The organism is Paenibacillus kobensis NBRC 15729 (assembly GCF_004000825.1).
Lineage (GTDB): Bacteria > Bacillota > Bacilli > Paenibacillales > Paenibacillaceae > Paenibacillus_T > Paenibacillus_T kobensis.
Map to the genome: position 1 here is coordinate 1 of NZ_BILZ01000041.1, position 17406 is coordinate 17406.

At 53.4% G+C, this 17406-nt stretch carries 13 protein-coding genes; 4 read left to right on the forward strand and 9 right to left on the reverse strand.

Features of this window, described 5'->3' with window-relative positions:
- The 3 genes from PKO01S_RS20240 to pyk all read right to left on the reverse strand — a co-directional run.
- Nucleotides 1–2405, reverse strand: a 2405-nt coding sequence (locus PKO01S_RS20240; RefSeq protein ID WP_164779689.1) for an Ig-like domain-containing protein, incomplete at its 3' end; no start/stop codon positions are given.
- 857 nt (nucleotides 2406–3262) lie between these two features.
- Nucleotides 3263–5497, reverse strand: a complete 2235-nt coding sequence (locus PKO01S_RS20245; RefSeq protein ID WP_246070657.1) for a multicopper oxidase family protein — start codon at nucleotides 5495–5497, stop codon at nucleotides 3263–3265.
- A gap of 206 nt (nucleotides 5498–5703) precedes the next feature.
- On the reverse strand, nucleotides 5704–7119 hold the full coding sequence (pyk, locus tag PKO01S_RS20250; RefSeq protein WP_127533263.1) for a pyruvate kinase: 1416 nt from the start codon (nucleotides 7117–7119) through the stop codon (nucleotides 5704–5706).
- Between the two features lie 123 nt (nucleotides 7120–7242).
- Between pyk and PKO01S_RS20255 the strand changes: the two genes are divergently transcribed.
- Nucleotides 7243–8016, forward strand: coding sequence for an AraC family transcriptional regulator (locus tag PKO01S_RS20255; RefSeq protein ID WP_127533264.1), 774 nt, complete (start codon nucleotides 7243–7245; stop codon nucleotides 8014–8016).
- 100 nt (nucleotides 8017–8116) lie between these two features.
- Nucleotides 8117–8638, forward strand: coding sequence for a DinB family protein (locus PKO01S_RS20260; protein WP_127533265.1), 522 nt, complete (start codon nucleotides 8117–8119; stop codon nucleotides 8636–8638).
- Between the two features lie 21 nt (nucleotides 8639–8659).
- Here PKO01S_RS20260 and PKO01S_RS20265 read toward each other — a convergent pair whose 3' ends face one another.
- From PKO01S_RS20265 to PKO01S_RS20275, 3 genes are all read right to left on the reverse strand, one after another.
- Nucleotides 8660–9640, reverse strand: a complete 981-nt coding sequence (locus PKO01S_RS20265) for an NAD(P)/FAD-dependent oxidoreductase (protein ID WP_127533266.1) — start codon at nucleotides 9638–9640, stop codon at nucleotides 8660–8662.
- Between the two features lie 997 nt (nucleotides 9641–10637).
- A complete protein-coding gene (locus PKO01S_RS20270) occupies nucleotides 10638–11414 on the reverse strand; it encodes a MerR family transcriptional regulator (protein WP_127533267.1) in 777 nt (258 codons plus the stop codon).
- 225 nt (nucleotides 11415–11639) lie between these two features.
- The gene (locus PKO01S_RS20275; protein WP_127533268.1) at nucleotides 11640–12410 is read right to left on the reverse strand and encodes a dioxygenase family protein; all 771 of its coding nucleotides are present in this window, start codon (nucleotides 12408–12410) and stop codon (nucleotides 11640–11642) included.
- A 232-nt stretch (nucleotides 12411–12642) separates the two neighbouring features.
- Between PKO01S_RS20275 and PKO01S_RS20280 the strand changes: the two genes are divergently transcribed.
- Together PKO01S_RS20280 and PKO01S_RS20285 are read left to right on the forward strand one after the other, a co-directional pair.
- A complete protein-coding gene (locus PKO01S_RS20280; RefSeq protein ID WP_127533269.1) occupies nucleotides 12643–12951 on the forward strand; it encodes a winged helix-turn-helix transcriptional regulator in 309 nt (102 codons plus the stop codon).
- Nucleotides 12952–13209: 258 nt separating this feature from the next.
- The gene (locus PKO01S_RS20285) at nucleotides 13210–14574 is read left to right on the forward strand and encodes a TrkH family potassium uptake protein (protein WP_127533270.1); all 1365 of its coding nucleotides are present in this window, start codon (nucleotides 13210–13212) and stop codon (nucleotides 14572–14574) included.
- A gap of 109 nt (nucleotides 14575–14683) precedes the next feature.
- Here PKO01S_RS20285 and PKO01S_RS20290 read toward each other — a convergent pair whose 3' ends face one another.
- From PKO01S_RS20290 to PKO01S_RS20300, 3 genes are all read right to left on the reverse strand, one after another.
- Entirely contained in the window at nucleotides 14684–15310 is a 627-nt protein-coding gene (locus PKO01S_RS20290; protein WP_127533271.1) for an FMN-dependent NADH-azoreductase, read from the reverse strand.
- Between the two features lie 261 nt (nucleotides 15311–15571).
- Nucleotides 15572–16189 carry a fumarylacetoacetate hydrolase family protein gene (locus PKO01S_RS20295; RefSeq protein ID WP_127533272.1) on the reverse strand — a complete coding sequence of 206 codons (618 nt, stop codon included), beginning with the start codon at nucleotides 16187–16189 and terminating at the stop codon, nucleotides 15572–15574.
- A gap of 66 nt (nucleotides 16190–16255) precedes the next feature.
- The gene (locus PKO01S_RS20300) at nucleotides 16256–17383 is read right to left on the reverse strand and encodes a metallophosphoesterase (protein WP_127533273.1); all 1128 of its coding nucleotides are present in this window, start codon (nucleotides 17381–17383) and stop codon (nucleotides 16256–16258) included.
- Nucleotides 17384–17406 lie beyond the last annotated feature (23 nt).

Genomic DNA, 17406 nt, shown 5'->3' on the forward strand with positions numbered 1-17406 from the left:
GTACTCGCCGCAGTAAAGCTACCGTCGGCCGTTGTCGCCGTGATCGTCGCTGATCCGTTCCCTACTGCCGTAACAACGCCATTCGCTACCGTCGCTACGCTAGCATCGCTCGTGCTCCACGTGACGGTCTTGTTCGATGCTGAGGCTGGACTAACCGTCGCCGTCAGCGTTTCGTCCGCTCCGCCCGTTAGCATACTCAGCGTAGATTGATCCAACGATACGCCGGTTACCGCTGTCTTGACCGTTACCGTGCTAGTCGCGGTGAAGCTGCCATTAACCGTCGTCACCGTGATCGTTGCCGTCCCGTTGCCTACTGGCGTCACAACGCCATTCGCTACCGTCGCGACGCTCGCGTCACTTGTGCTCCACGTGACGTTCTTGTTCGTTGCATCCGCTGGACTTACCGTCGCTATCAACGTTTCGACTGTTCCGCCCGTTAACAGGCTCAGTGTCGAGCGATCCAACGTCACGCCCGTTACCGGTGTCGTGACCGTTACCACACTCGTCGCAGTGTAACTGCCGTCGGCCGTCGTCACCGTAATCGTCGCCGTCCCGTCGCCTACTGGCGTGACGACGCCATTGGCTACCGTCGCCACACCCGCGTTGCTCGTCGTCCACGTTACGCTCTTATTCGATGCGTCCGCGGGATTAACCGTGGCCGTCAATGTTCCTGCTGCGCCGCCCTTGATCAAGCTCATAGTCGGCTGATCCAATGTAACGCCCGTTACTAGACTCGTGACTGTTACTGCGCTCGTTGCCGTGAAGTTGCCGTCAGCTGTCGTCACCGTGATGGTCGACGTGCCCGGCCCCACTGGCGTTACAACGCCATTCAGGACCGTCGCGACACCCGCGTTGCTCGAAGTCCAGGTCACAGTCTTGTTCGAAGCTGCGGCCGGATTAACCGTCGCCGTCAACGTTCCGGTCGCGCCGCCCTTAATCAGGCTTAGCGACGCCTTATCCAGCGTTACGCCCGTTACTGGGGTCGTTACGGTCACCGTACACGATGCGGTGAAATTACCGTCTGTCGTCTTAACCGTGATGGTTGCCGTTCCGTTGCCTACTGGCGTAACAACGCCATTCACAACCGTCGCGACGCTCGCGTTACTCGTTGTCCATGTTACTGCCTTGTTCGACGCGGCAGCCGGATTAACCGTCGCCGTCAATGTTCCTGTAGCACCGCCAGGCGTCAGGTTCATCGTCGATTTATCTAATGTGACGCCTGTTACCGCAGTCGTCACCGTTACCGAACTCGATGCTGTGAAACTTCCGTCAGCCGTCGTCGCCGTAATCGTTGCCGTTCCGTTGCCTACTGGCGTAACGACGCCATTCGCAACTGTCGCTATGCTTGCGTTGCTTGTGGTCCACGTTACGGTCTTGTTCGTTGCGTTTGCCGGATTAACCGTCGCCGTCAACGTTCCGGTCGCTCCGCCAGCCGTTAAGTTAAGGCTTGTTGGACTCAGCGATACGCCTGTAACTGGCACCTTCACCGTCACGGTACTCGATGCCGTGAAACTGCCGTCGGCCGTCGTTGCCGTAATCGTCGCTGTGCCGCCTCCCGTTGCCGTTACGACGCCATTCGCAACCGTCGCTACGCTCGCATTGCTTGTGCTCCACGTTACATCCTTAATCGTTGCATTCGCCGGACTCACCGTAGCCGTCAACGTTCCCGTTGCACCGTTGTTTAAATTGAGTGTGCCAGGACTTACCGTTACGCCCGTTACTGGATTGTACATTCCATATGCATAAATCTTGTTATCGTCCAAGTTCCAAAAACCGAAACCGCTGCTGTACCCACTGAACAACCTTCCGTAGGTATGCACTGACCCTTCTACCCCTGTCGCTTGCCATGTGTTAGAAGGATTGTTATACAAGGACCCATCGTTGTTAAATTGTTTTACATAGAGCTGCCCCGGATATGGATCGACATTCACATAAGAATTGTCATATACGATAAACCCGCCATCCGCCAATCCAATCATTCCAGGATATTCCTGAGGAAGAGTATCGGCAATTTCTATCTCGCTAGTAATGACTGATCCAACCGCATTGCCATCCTTATCATAGATTTGCAGCTGGTAGCCGGCTGTTGTCCCAAATAGAACGGCATAATTGCCATTGGATAATGCCGCAACATCTCTAACGTTTCCACTATTATCTCTTTGGACACTATAGTCAAACGACTTTACTTTCGTTCCGTTATTCTGATAAACGTATACATGATGATTTCTTGAGACGTCTGAGTAGTTTACAAGCATAAACGTTCCGCCATTGCTTGCAGCAATGTTATAGGTGTAGGTTGAATCTGTCGCTGCTGCACCTTCAATAGACGTTGGGCTATTAATAAATTGCTTGGTGGTTATATCGAAGATCCGGTAGTAATATTCATCGCCATCGGATTGATACACAAAAGCAATATTCCCGTTGGAAAGCTCCTTCGCTTTAGCGTTACAATTAAGTAACGCCGTAGTCGTGCTTATATCAGTCGGAGACTGTACAACGTTGCCGGTTTGATTATCAATAATAATAAATTGAGCCATATGACCCGTGCTTTGATCACAGCTGTTCGGTTTCCCTGTCCATACGACGATCGTCTGGTCATTCGCCTTAGGAAAAACGCCCATTGTTTGGTAGTCGCTAGCTCGGCTTCCCATATAGGCGCTAGTGTTCAACTGTTTGTCATAAACTACGCTTCCGTTGGGATTTATGACTTCATAATAGTGATTGCTGCTAACTCTCCGCAAAACCCCAATCTTTCCTCCGGACAAACCTATTAAGGATGAATTGGTAGGATTATTAATATCCATTCCCGTCGATGGAACATTGTACTTTTTTACTTGGTTGTAGTCTATCGTGACTGCTGCATCAGCTACCCCCGAAAAACTAGAAACCAACAGTTGACTTGCGATTAACACGAAGCATGTTATCATCGCAGCAATTCTTTTAAATCGTCTCTCTCTTCTCATATTCCCTCCTAATTTATTGTAATTTTTGCTAGATAGTTCCACAGCCTTAGAAGCGTAGTCTATTATCCTCAGAACATATCAATTACTTCCAAATTATTCTGCTTAATAATAGCATATCTCGACAATAATCTGGCAGTTTTTCTGACATTTTTTTTCAACAAGATTCAGGATAATAGACTCATATATCTCTATCAAAAACAACCTTAGTCCGGCATACGTACCGAACAAGGTTGCTTAGCAGATTCGCCTTGATAAAAATAAAGATGCGGACGATCACCGTCCGCATCTTTCCTATCCTTTTATTCAGGATGATTCAACGTATCACTTCCGACTTCATAAGGGCTTGTTATCCCTTCGTACATCAAATGCATCGACATCCCGGTTACCGCATGGGTCAGATTGTGGCAATGATCCATCCATAAGCCAGGATTGTCAGCAACGAACGCAATTTCATACGTATCGCCCGGCAGCACATCGAGTGTATCCGACCACCACGGACTGCCGTCGGACTTCACGCCATTGCGCGACAGCACCAGAACGTGGTGGCCATGCAGATGCATCGGATGATCGACGGAGCCTCGATTGACGATCGTTGTCCGGACCAGATCGCCCTCCCGGACCATATACATCGGCGTATCCGGGAATACTTTGCCGTTAATCGTATACAGCTGATTGAGTGTTCCGTTATAAAATCCGAGCTTATTGTCGAGCACCATCGTAAACTCCCGGTCGAACTTACGGTCGGCATTGAACGACGTTGCAGCCGCCTTGCCGTAATGAATCGGATTGAACGCAGACGTCTTCTCCTTCGGCAGCTTACCCGGCACAACGTTCTGTCCGTCCGGACTCATGGCAATCCCAAGCTTGCTCCCTTGCCCTACGGCAAGAAACACAGGTGTATCCGGCATCTTAAATACGAGATCCATCCGTCCGCCCGTCGTCAGCTCGATATGTTTATCGTTCAGCAGCTCCGGTTCGTTGACGTCCGTGCCGTCAATAGCGGCGACCCGGAACGGGGCTCCGATAAGCGTATACTTCTGTCGCACCCAATCCTGTGTGTTGATGAGCCGCAGCCGTACTTCCGTTCCCGGCGTGACCGTCCGCTGTTGTACGCCTGTCGAGTCGCCGACAGCAAAGCCGACGCCGTCCCATACATGCGACATCACAATGATATCGGAGTCGCCCGTCTTCTGAACCGCATCCTTCTCCGACTCGCCGTTCCCCTTGTCAGCCGGCTCCACGACCAGCGGTCCGAACAGCCCTTTGCTTACCGCCTCCTGCGAATCCTGATGGGAGTGGTACCAGAAAGTACCCGTTTGTTCTGCAATGAACCGGTAGGTGTACGATTGTCCCGGCATAACGGCATTCTGCGTGACCCCCGCTACGCCATCTTCCGCATTCGGCACATCCAGTCCGTGCCAATGGATCGTTACGCCTTCCTCCAAATCGCGGTTCACTAGCTTCACTTCGATCAATTCGCCTTCCCGCATCCGCAGTTCCGGTCCCGGCAGTTGGCCATTGAACGTCCAAGCGCCTTTCACGGTCTCGCCCGTTGCCAGCTTCACGTCTTGGCGCTCCGCGGTCAACGTGAAGGTGCGGTCCGCCTCTGCTTGCTGAGGCCCTGTCAGCTCTGAGACGGATATTACTGCATCACCGCCTGCAGATGATCCGGACGCAAGCGCGATCGCCCCCTCTGACTCGCCGTCATTAACGGCAGATTCGGCGACATGCCCTTGATGTGCCGTATGAACGGTAACGGCATGATGGGCAGGCTCCTCGAGCCCCGCTGCGTCTGCCCCCGGCTCCGCGCCGCCTCCCCAATCCATCTCGCCGGCCGTCATACTGATTCGCGCAGGAAGCTTGCTGTTCTCTAATCCTGCCCAAATCCCTGCAGCAGCTATAGCTCCGACTATAGACACTGTTATGATGAATCGTACAAAGCGGCTCCAAGGCTGCCTACGGACAAGAACGTCAGCCTCGCAAATTTGCCGCCACCGCCGTACATGTCTCACATACAGCGCGCCTAACGCCAGCACATATATGAGCACAGGCACAATGACGGGCAGGGTTCTTACCGGCACGGGCGGCACCAGTGCATAGAACAATCCCGCCAAGCCGCCAAGCGCTGCCGCATGGAACGGAATAACAATGCCCGGCGCAGCCGCCTCTGCCCGCAGCGTATGGGGCAACGCACCATCCGCAGCACGCGCCGCTTGCCTGAGTCTGCGCAGCCTGGGCACCGCCACCAGCCATATTGCTGCTGCTGTTCCGAGCTCGAACGGCACATGAAGCGTCAGCCTGTCGATCCAAAAGACCGGCGCATGCGAAACGGCGAGCAAAATAATGGCTGCAGACCCGATCAACGCCGCCAGCGATGAATACACCGCCCAAGAATACAGTTTGCGCGACCGCCGCGCGAGCTGCCCCGCCGAACCGGTATAAGCGAGCCGGAACGCCTTCGTCCCTCCTGTCCAAGCGAAGATGGCGAGCAGCGCAGGCATCGCCAAGTCTAATCCAGCCAGTAATGAATACACACGATAACCCCCCGAGTAACAATTGCTGCTACTACTATAAAGGGAACGTTAAGCTTCATGTAACCGCCTCAGGTATACAATCCATGCCCGACCTCAGGCCGGGTGTACCTCAGACCGCCCCTTTTCCTCTGCAAAATAAAAAAGCTGCAGGTGGACTATAGTCCATCTGCAGCTTAACAGCTCGAGTTGCCCGAGCCCATTTGCTATTAGATTTGTGCGATCTTGATCAAGTTCGTCGCGCCGGATTTGCCGATCGGCACGCCAGCCGTAATGACGACCGTGTCGCCCGTTTCCAGACGGCCCGTTGCGCGTCCTGCTTCAAGCGACAACGCGAACAGCTCGTCCGTGGACTCGACTTTCGCGCCGCTGACTGCCGTTACGCCCCATACGAGCGCGAGACGGCGCTTAATGCGCTCGTCCGACGTAATCGCGATAATCGGCGATTTCGGACGGTATTTCGATACCATGCGAGCCGTGAAGCCGCTCTCTGTCGGCGTCAGAATCGCTTTTGCGCCAAGCTCAAGCGACGAGCTTACGACCGACTTACTGATCACTTCCGTCACGCTGGACGATTGGCCGAAGCCTTCTTTGTTCAGGTTGCTGCCGTATTCCATGATCGATTCCGCTTTGACAGCGATCGTCGCCATCGTCCGGATCGACTCGACCGGATATTTGCCGGCAGCCGTCTCGCCCGACAGCATGACAGCATCCGTGCCTTGCAGAACAGCGTTAGCTACGTCCGTTACTTCCGCACGCGTAGGGCGCGGGTTCACTTGCATCGAATCAAGCATTTGTGTTGCAACGATAACCGGTTTGCCGGCTGCGTTACATTTGTCGATCATCACTTTCTGGATGAGCGGCACGTCTTCAACCGGAATTTCGACGCCCAAGTCGCCGCGGGCAACCATGATGCCGTCGGATGCTTCGATGATCGAGTCGAGGTTCTCGACGCCTTCTTGGTTTTCGATTTTGGACACGATTTGGATATGGCCCGCGCCAGCTTCTTCGAGCAGACGGCGGATCTCAATAATGTCCTCCGCACGGCGGACGAACGATGCAGCTACGATATCAACATTCTCCTTAATGCCGAAATCGATGTGCATAACGTCGCGTTCCGTTACGCCTGGGAGCGTCGTGCGAACGCCTGGCAGGTTAACGCCTTTGCGAGGCTTGATAACGCCGCCGTTCACGACCGTACAATAGATGTTCTTCTCGTCAACCGAGTTGACTCGCAGCTCGATCAAGCCGTCGTCGAGCAGAATAACGCCGCCCGGCTCCATTACCTTCGGCATATCGGCATAATTGACCCACAGCTTCTCGCCGTCGCCGAGCTGCTCTTCCGTTACGAACGTAAGCGCTTGTCCTGCTTTCAGCTCGTACGAAGCTTCCTTCAGCTTGCCGATCCGGATTTCCGGACCTTTAATATCCATCAGTATCGACACGTTCGAGCCGGTAGCGGCTGCCGCTTCACGGATCGAGGCGATACGTGCACTGTGATCTTCCAACTCGCCGTGCGCCATGTTCAGACGCGCGACATTCATGCCTGCGTTCATCATATCTTTCAAAGTTTCGACCGATTCGCAAGCCGGGCCCATCGTACATACGATTTTGGTTCTACGCATTATTGGTGACGCCTCCTGAATTGTGCTTTATGTACTTATTGTACTGCTGAAACTTTCATTCGCATATGAACTATAGTATGCTAATAATACTATAGTACGATTTTTGGACCAGGAGAATTAACCATGTTAAAACTGCTTGACATGAATATGGACCGCAGCATGAACTGGTACGGCAACTCCAAAGGAACGAACACGGAGCCCGCCTATTCCCTTGTGCTCGCCAGTTACGGCAAGTGCGTCTATTGGATCGGAGGCGAGAAGCTTATCCTTGAAAAAGGCGATGTTCTTCTCATCCCGCCAGACGCGGACTATTATGGCAAAACCGTGCCGACCGTATTCCACGAGAAGATCGTCATCCGGTTTCAAGCCGATCAGCCGCTCGTCTCGGAGCTCCCCCTGCTGCATAAACAAGGGTTCGCGCACGGCAGACCAGGGCGGTTCGAATGGATGTTGGAACGGCTGCGCGACGTCTACGCCGAGTGGACAGACCGAACGGCGTATGCGGGCATTCGCGGCGCTGCCGTCGTGACGGAGCTGCTCGCTCTATGGAACCGCGAGTTCGACCAAGCGCCAATGGCGCAGAGTACGCAGAAGCTTGTCGAGAAAATGAAGCAATATATCCAGCAGTATCATCGGGATAAGGTGACCAAGGATGAACTTGGAGCCTGCATCAACCGGACGCCGAATTATGCCGCCTCGCTGTTCCGGAGGGCAACCGGCCAGACGATCAGCGAAGCGGTTCACGCTGCACGCATGAAGACTGCCGTCTACATGCTGACCGACTCGCTGCTGACCGTAGCCGAAATATCCGATTATCTCGGCTACCGCGACGTGTCCTATTTTCAACGCGTGTTCAAACGTACAACGGGACGGACGCCGTCCTCTTATGCGAAATAATAATTTGCAGCGCCAGTCAAATACTGACACCCTGTTGTCATTCCCTTCCTATATGATGAGGATATAGAAAGCAATTTGGCCAATGAAGGGGAAATGAACCATGAAAGACGCTGCCATTACCATGTACCAATATCATGCATGGGCAAACAACACGCTGTTGCAACACGTGAAAGGACTGCCGGATTCGGTCTACCGGGAGCAAATCACGAGCAGCTTTCCGACGTTGGCTCATGCTTTTGCGCATATTCTCGCCGTTGATTACTCTTGGCTCGGAATCATGGAAGGCACGGAAATGGCCGATTCAATGATTGAGGGCCGCGCGGTCGAAGCAGCCGCCCGTGAGCTTAGCCTGCCCGAATTGGAAGAACGGTACGCCGAGGTTCGTCATCGGTTCGAAGCTTTCTTGACCGGCCAGGCCGACTTAGACCGAACGATCCTTGTCCGCAATCCATATGCCGGCGACCGTGATACGCGCTTGTCCGAAATCGTGCTTCAAATCGTCAATCATGCCACGTATCATCGAGGCAACATTTCCACCATGCTGCGCCAAATGGGGTACGCATCGACCATGACCGAATACGCTTTGTTCTGGTATGCCGATCCGGCGCAGGTTCAAGCTTAGCAGCAATAGGTTATAGCTTTCTCACCAATCTTCCTCGACCAAAGCTCGGTTGATTGCAACGCCTGCCTCATAACCCTCGCTCGCCGCTCCGGTCAGTCCCGAGAATGATTGCTTCGCATCGCCGATGATATACAAGCCCGGAATGCGGGTCAGGCCATGCGATTGGGTCTTGTAGACACCGGATTCGTCCAGCGGTACGCCGAGCCGCAGCGGGATATCCGTCGCCTGCCGCGGCCCAGATTCGGTAACAAATGCGCCGCTTCGGGCAATTCGCTCTCCGCCATCCAGTACAACATGCGTAAGCTCGCCTGCCGCCGAAGATTCCAGACCAGCGAGCGGCTGTTCATACAGGGCAATGCTGCGCTGCTCGAGTTGCTCGCGCTCTTGTTCATTCAGATCCGCAGGCCCATCCGAGCATACGATTAGATCGCGGCTCCAATTATGAATCAGCTTAATATGCGCCATCAGGTTCGAACCGCCGCCAAGTACAGCGAGCGGCTTGCCGCGCATCTCCCAGCCATCGCAGTACGGGCACGGGAAGACGGTCCTTCCGTATACGTCCGTTAGACCCGGCCATGCCGGGAGCTGCTCCTTCATCCCCGATGCAAAAACGATCACGCGGCTCGCCAAGGAGCCGCCATTCTTAGTAATCGCGCGAAACTTTCCGTCCGTGATCGCTACTTCTTGCACAGCATCATGCCAGAAGTCGACCGACCCGTATCGGCGCAGTTCCTCCCTGGCCAATGACCGCAGCGCCTCCGGCTCTATGCCATCCCGCGTCAAATAGCCGTGTGACTTTCGCGCGACCGCGTTTCTCGGCTTCCCCTCATCGATCAAGACGACCGTGCGCAGCGACCGTCCTAAGACGAGTGCCGCGCTCAGACCCGCAGGCCCGCCGCCAACTATAATGATGTCAGTTGTTGTTTGAGGGCTCTGCCCTCCAAGCTCCCGACTATATACTGATTGAGGGCTCTGCCCTCCAAGCTCCCGTTTGTTTTGCATCCCTTCTAGCCTCCCAAACCCTCAAGAGCTTTTATCACCCACCCAAACCCTCAAGGCCTTTTTCACCCACCCAACCCCTCCCTGCAAGGGAGGGCCCCAAAGGTCTCGCGCCCTCTGGACTCCCCTAAGCCAACTCTAGCTACACCTACCGTCCCCGCCGCTTTCCGTCCCTCCCGGGACCCGCTTCCCTCTGTCCGCACCTATTTCCACTTATCCGTCCACCTACTTTACGTTGCCCCTCCCATCATCCATGCACCCTCTCGCTTAACGTCCCTCCAGGACCCGCTCCACCTTTAATCGCTCCCCGCCTCCTGTTGCTCCGCCCCCGGTTCCCGGGCTCCGCTTATGCTGATAGTTACTCTAACTTCCGGTTCCCAAGCCCAGCTTACGCTGATAGTTACTTTAGTTCCCAAATTCCCTGGCTCTGCTTATGCGTTCTAGTTTCCGTTACCCCGTCCGCCTACTACTCCATGCCCCTCCCATTATCCGTCCAACCTCCTCGCTTACGTCCCCCGGTTCCCCCATAACCCGCCCCTTACTGCGCTAACGAATCGTACGAGCGCTATTTCGTGCATTTTGGCCATTTTCAAATTCTAACGAACTCCAGAAACGCTATTTCGTCGTTTTTACCTCGTATCGATCGCTTTTGACTGAAATAACGCTCACTGAGTTCGTTAGAGTGTCTGACAGGACATCTTCGAGCAATTTGCACTTATACGATTCGTTACATTCAGACCAAAAAGCAAAATTTGCCCGCATCCATCCTTTTCATTAACTTGCACCATTTAAAGCCTTACAATGTGTCCTATCTTGATCGTCCCAGCCGGTATCAGCGTGCGACTCTCCCAAAATCAACAAAGCCTGCACAATGTGCAGGCGTTTAACGATTGAGCGAGTTTCCGGGACATGACGACCCTTCCGCTTATTCAGTTTCTATCCACATGTTAAGTTGTGGATAATGTGGACAAGCTGTGTGTTATTCCTGTATATTCCTCTATCACACCTTGCCCGCATCCACACGGTCGCAGTGGATAATCATCGCTTCGCGCATGAATGCGGCAAGACCCGGCTGCTGTTTGTCGATATTTTCGGTAAACCGGTAGTCATTCACGTACATATCCCCAAGCCCGCGATAGATTTCGGTCGAGCATTCATAGAAGTTATCCGAAATATGCTGGCGGTGGTTTGATATAATCCGCTGCACTTCCTCATCGTCCGGGCCATTCGCCATTCGAGCAACCAGCCCTTCGTATACTGCGGCCATCTCTTCCTTGATCCGCTTCCAATCCGCTTCCGTGTACTTCGCCGTGCGGCGGGCCGACTCCCTACACGCCTCCGTATGCCCCCAGCGCTGCTCCGCTTCTTTCTCGTATTTCTTCTGATGCTCCTCGATTTCTTTCATATCGAACGGCTCGAACATGTCCTTATTGCTCATTGCAGTGCCTCCTTCGATCGAATGAAGCGTCTGCTCCACCGACGTAATGATTTGCTCGAGGCGATGCTTCTTCTTCATTAACAGCTCCTTATGGATAAGCAGCGTCCGGCGTCTGTCATACTGCTCGTCATCGAGAATGGCGCGCACCTCTTGAAGCGGCAGGTCCAGCTCCTTAAAAAATAAAATTTGCTGCAGCCGCTCCAAATCCTCGACGCTGTAGTACCGGTAGCCGTTATCTCTTACCTCCGATGGCTTCAGCAGCCCGATCTCGTCGTAATGGTGCAGCGTCCGGACGCTCACCCCCGCGATCTTGGCCACTTCCTTCACCTTGTAGTTCATCCTCGCATCACCTCATGCCATCATCGTAAAGGATCACGTAACGTGAGTGTCAATGCACAATTGTGGAAAAAGGTTATACAGACTTTATCCCCAACTGCAATTGTGCATAATGTGGATAAAGTTCGGGATAACTTCGGCTTGATCCTGAATAGACGCGGTATTCCCACACAAATATACGAAAACCGAGGCTGCCTTCGGCAAGCCCCGGTCATTGCTCACAGCTTATTAAAATTTCAAACAAATATAACTGAGCGTTCCCATCTCGTAGCTCCGGTGAATCACTTCGGGCTTCTGCTCAGGATCGCCGCTGCCATAAGCAATATACAGCGGGACAAAATGCTCCGGACGAGGCACGGCCAGCGCCGCGTTCGGCGCTTGCTCCTCGTAACGGAACAGCGACGGCAGATCGCGCTCCGTCATGCGGTCCACCAGCCAATCGTCGAAATCGATCGCCCACTGCTCAGGCTCGCCGCCGCCCCATTTCATCTGTTTGAAGTTATGCACCGTAGCGCCGCTGCCAATAATAAGAATGTCTTCCGTTCCTAAGCCGCGCAGCGCCTCGCCGACACGATATTGATACTCGTTCGTCTGGAACGGCTGCACCGATATTTGCACAACCGGAATATCCGCATCCGGGAACAGACGCTTCAGGACGACCCACGAGCCGTGGTCAAGACCGCGCTGCGAGTCGAAGCGGACCGGAATGCCTTGCTCGCCTAGTCTCCGGCCTACCTCTTCGGCAAGTTCCGGATCGCCTGGCGCTGGATAAGACACTTCGAACAGTTCACGCGGGAAGCCGCCGAAATCGTATATCGTCTCATAAGGACCGTTCACCGTCGAGATTGTCAGTACATCCGTTTCCCAATGCGCCGTGAACAACACGATCGCCTTAGGCTTCCCGAAAGACGAACCATACTGGGATAAGAACAAGCCGCACTCGTTGTCTTCAATCGCCATCATCGGCGAGCCATGGCCAATAAATAAAACGGGCATCATATTGCTACCTCCTTGTGTTATCGATCGTATTCATGAAGAAGATGAAGGGGGTTCCATTTATCCTTACACTAAGTTACTATTAAGAAACTAATTACTTTATGTAAGTAAGTATATTACCTCTCTGTTTTGAAGTCAACAACGAACCCTGCCGTACTCATCGTTTCCTTTTCGAACCAACTATATTTATTTTAGTGAACTTGCGATATAATAAATTTATATTGAGGTGATGAAGATGAACGAGACAGCTTTATGTCCCCGTTTCGAGAAAGCGGTCGGCATGCTAAGCAAGCGCTGGGTCTCGCTAATCGTATTTCAATTGCTTCCAGGCCCCCGAAGATTTTGCGGTCTCGAGACTTCCTTACCGAATATTAGTGGCAGACTGCTGTCGGAACGGCTGAAGGAACTGGAGCAGGAAGGCATCGTTCGAAGAGAAGTATTCCCGGAAACGCCCGTACGTATCGAATATTCGTTAACGGACAAAGGCCGGGCGCTCGCGCCTGTGCTAAGCGAGATCGGGACCTGGTCGTCGAACTGGCTGTAACAGCTGTTATAGCGAACACCCTATAAGTTAATATGAAGCAACTCTGAGCCCTGTACCGGGAGGACTGTTTGTCCTTGCGGTGCAGGGCTGTTTTGGTTTAGCCTAACCGTCACTGGCACCAGCGGGAGAAACCAGGAACCCGCAACGGCCGCGTATGTTTACGCCAGCTTCAGGGCAAACGATGACAGTGGCTATTTTCGCACGGCATTCCGCTGCAAGCAGCGCAGCCGAACTGATAAACAAAGGATTGGGTAACATATGTGGAGCAAAATACGCAATTGGCTCGAACACCGGTCGCCTGCCCAATTGATTACGAGCTATTATTTAATTGCTGTCACGATCGCGATTGTACTGTTCAGCATCCCTGCCGTGCGGAAACCCGGCGTTCATGTCTCCTTCTTCGATACGGTGTTCACCGCAGTAAGCGTCGTCAGCGATACGGGGCTTGGCGTATTCAATGTTGCCGAAACTTACAGTACGTTCGGATATTTCATCATTATCATCGTGCTGCAATTCGCAGGAATCGGCATCATGGCGATGAGCACGTTCTTCTGGATGCTGCTCGGCAGACGGATCGGCTTGCGGGAGCGAAAGCTTATCATGGTCGACAACAACCAGTTCGCGCTGTCCGGTCTTGTCTATTTGATGAAGGAAATATTGAAGCTTGTGCTTCTGACGGAGCTCATCGGGGCCGCAATTCTGGGGGTACGTTTTCTAAGCTATTATTCGACCTGGCAGGATGCATTCGTCCACGGACTATTCGCTGCGGTGAGCGCGACGACGAACGCCGGCATGGATATCACCGGCCAGTCGCTTATCCCTTATGCGAACGATTATTTCGTGCAGATTATTACGGTGATCCTGATTATTTTCGGCGCCATCGGATTCCCGGTATTGATTGAGGTCAAAGCGTTCTTAACGAGGGCCAAGCTCGATCTGGTCCATCCGTTCCGGTTCTCGTTATTCGCCAAAATCACGACGTTCACCTATTTTGTTCTGCTCGGAATCGGGACTATTCTCATCTGGCTCACGGAGTCGCGGCACTTTTTTCATGGCATGTCGTGGCATAGGAGCTTCTTCTACGCCTTCTTCCAGGCAGCGACAACGAGAAGCGCCGGTCTGACGACGCTCGATATTAATCAACTGACGATGCCGACATTGCTGATTATGAGCATCTTCATGTTCATCGGCGGCTCGCCGAACTCTGTCGGGGGCGGCATCCGGACGACAACATTCGCGCTCAACATGCTGTTTATTTACCATTTTGCGAAGGGGAAGAAAGAAATTAAGGTGTTCCGGCGGGAAATCCATCAAGACGATATTCTAAAATCGCTGGCCATCTCGCTGCTTGCCATCCTCATGTGTACGGTATCGGTTATTGCAATCAGCATCACAGACATGGATCATCCGCTTATCTCCATCGTACTGGAAGTGTGCTCGGCCTTCGGCACGGTCGGCTTGTCGACGGGCATTACGCCGGACTTGAGCGCATTCGCCAAGTGCGACCTGATGGCGCTTATGTTCATCGGCCGAATCGGCCTAACGTCGTTCCTGCTCATTATCGGCGGCACGAAGCGCGATCCGAAATTCCGCTATCCGGTGGAGAGAGTGATGACGGGTTGAAGCGAGGCATTGGAAGACTAAGGGATGAAAAAAGAGCAGCGGTGCGTTATGCACCCTGCTCTTTCGTTCGTTACAAGCTGGATGAGCCAAGCACTCGAGCTCGCCTCGATTAGAACGAGCTTGCCGTCGCCGCTGCTTTCTCCACACCTGCGCCGATGATCTCCGCTGCTTGGTCAGCGAATCTCGCATGGCCTTCTACGATGATTTTCTCGATATCCTGAATACCGAAGAAGCGCAATTGGTTCTCGACGTAGTTAACCGCCATCTCGGATGCCGCGAATGGACCTTCCGAATAAACATTGCCGCGAGCGTTCAGAATGATGACTTGTTTGCCGCCGAGCAGACCTTCCGGACCTTGCTCCGTGTAACGGAACGTTTTGCCTGCTTGGTTCAAATAGTCCATGTACGTATGAAGCACGGCTGGAATCGTCATGTTCCAGAGCGGGAAGGCGAAGACGACTTTGTCTGCCGCGATGAACTGGTCGAGGTAGCCGTTCGCAATTGCAGCCGCTTCTGCTTCCTCTTGCGTCATGTCGATGCCGCGCGCCGCTTTGAACATACCCGTAATCATTGTGTTGTTCAGGTAAGGCAGATTCGTGTTGTACAGATCGATCTCCGTTACTTGTTGATCCGGATTGGCTTGCTTGTAGCTTGCCACGAAAGCATCGTACAGCTGTACGCTTACCGATTGGTCGGCTGGACGGTCATTGGCTTTGATAAACAATACGTTAGTCATTATATATTCCTCCTTGGAATGGTTGCTTAATTTTATTTAGTTACTTGATTGATTTGCTTTATGTGCTCATTGTACAGAAGGAGCCGCTCCCTATCGTCGGTGGATGGTCGGAGTATTCGCTACTGCTTTCGTAGGTGAAATTAAAAAAACTTCTACGACTATGGTCGTAGAAGCTAATGGTGCCCGCTAGCAGTATCTTGCTCGGTTATGCAAAGCCGGTCGGTTATTTGGGCCCTGCATAGCCCTTTCGTTATCCATATGCTACAGACTTACCCGCAGCGGGCCAAAACGTTCGCCATTCAAAATTAGCGTCAGTTCGTCGCCGTCTTTCACCCCGCCGACGCCGGCAGGCGTTCCGGTGTAGATGATATCGCCTGCAGCGAGGCCGAACGTATCGCCAATATAGCTGATGAGCCGCTCCAGCGGAAAAATCATGTCCCGCGGGCTGCCTGACTGCACTTCAGCACCGTTGTTCAGCAAGCTGAATGTCAGCTCCTGAAACGCCGCAGCGCCAGGGAACGGCTGGAATGCCGACAGCACGGCGGAGTTTTTGAACCCTTTGGCAAGCAGCCATGGATGCCGTTTTTCCTTTAGCACCGTCTGCACGTCGCGCGCCGTCCAATCAATGCCGATCGCCAGCCCGTCCACCACTTGGTCAGCGGTCATTCCCGACTCATACGTGCGCCCGATCCGTACAACTAACTCCGCCTCATAATGAATCTCGCCGATGCCGGAAGGCAGGCGCAGTTCCCCCACGGCCGGGTGAAGCGCGTGTGTCGGCTTCGAGAAAATCATCGGCTCCTCCGGCACATCGTTGCCCAGCTCCTGAGCGTGAAGCGCATAATTCCGGCCTACGCAATAAATATTACGAATATCCATCGATTCGTCTCATTCCTTTCCAGTCGGGATCACCATCATTTATCGTAACCGCATTAGCTTTGCAGCTTATGCGTCTCGAAACCGCAGTTTAATATCAATCAGCTCTGAGCGGCTCATCAGCCGAATCGGCGGCCCCCATGAGCCGAAGCCGGATGATACGATGACATGCATCAGACCTTTGCGCATATAACCCCAATCGAGCTCGAACAGCCGGCGCGTGAAATAATGGTTCGGGAAAAATTGTCCCCGGTGCGTATGCCCGCATACGAGCAGATCGACTCCGGCCTCAGCTGCCTGCGCAAAGCCATACGGCTGATGATCCATTGCCAGCACCGGAAGTGCCGCGTCAAGCGGAGCCGTAAGCTCGCTCATCGGCAGTCTGCCGCCTCCCGACTCCGCCGTCTTATCCTTGCGTCCGACGACATGGAACAGCCCATCCACCGTCACCGTCTCGTCGCGAAGCACGGAGATTCCAATCTTCTTCATCGTCTGTACATATTGTTCAGAATCGCCGCCGTAATATTCATGATTGCCGAGCACAGCATACACGCCTTGCTTCGCCTTCAATTGCTCAAGCGTTGCCGCCATGTTGTTGCGGAGAAAAGGCTCGATCGAATCGTCCAGCACGTCGCCTGCCAGCAGGACGACATCCGGCTTCATAGCGTTCATACGGTCAACCAATTTACGCAGGTGGCGGTTGCCGACGACATTGCCTAGATGCAAGTCCGATGCCATGGCAACGCGCAACTCTCGCAGGCTTCCGGCGGGAGCCGGCTTGTCCAGTGTTAACACATACTCGCGCACGACCGGCGACCATGCGTTATAGGAACCGCGAAGCATCAGCACCAGCAGAATAGCCGCAACGATGCCGAACAAAATCATGACGGTATCGCCCCGCTCTATTCCTGCTGCTCCCATCAGCCAAGCTGCCAGATCTGCGACGGGGAGCAGTAATAGCGAAAATTCAATTAACGCTACATAATAGGCGCCAATCACCTTAAGCAACCGTCCGATCGGACCGAGCTTCAACATCCTGCCAAGCAAATATCCGAAAGACAATACAGCGAACACAGGCCAGTAAATCCAAGACACAACATCCACTCCAGCATGTCGAAGCACAAGATCCCCATGCCAGCCAATGTAGAAGTTGATGATCACCAATAGGACCAAGAAGGGAAGGAATCGAATAAACATGGAAGCCGAACTCCTCTGCTCAT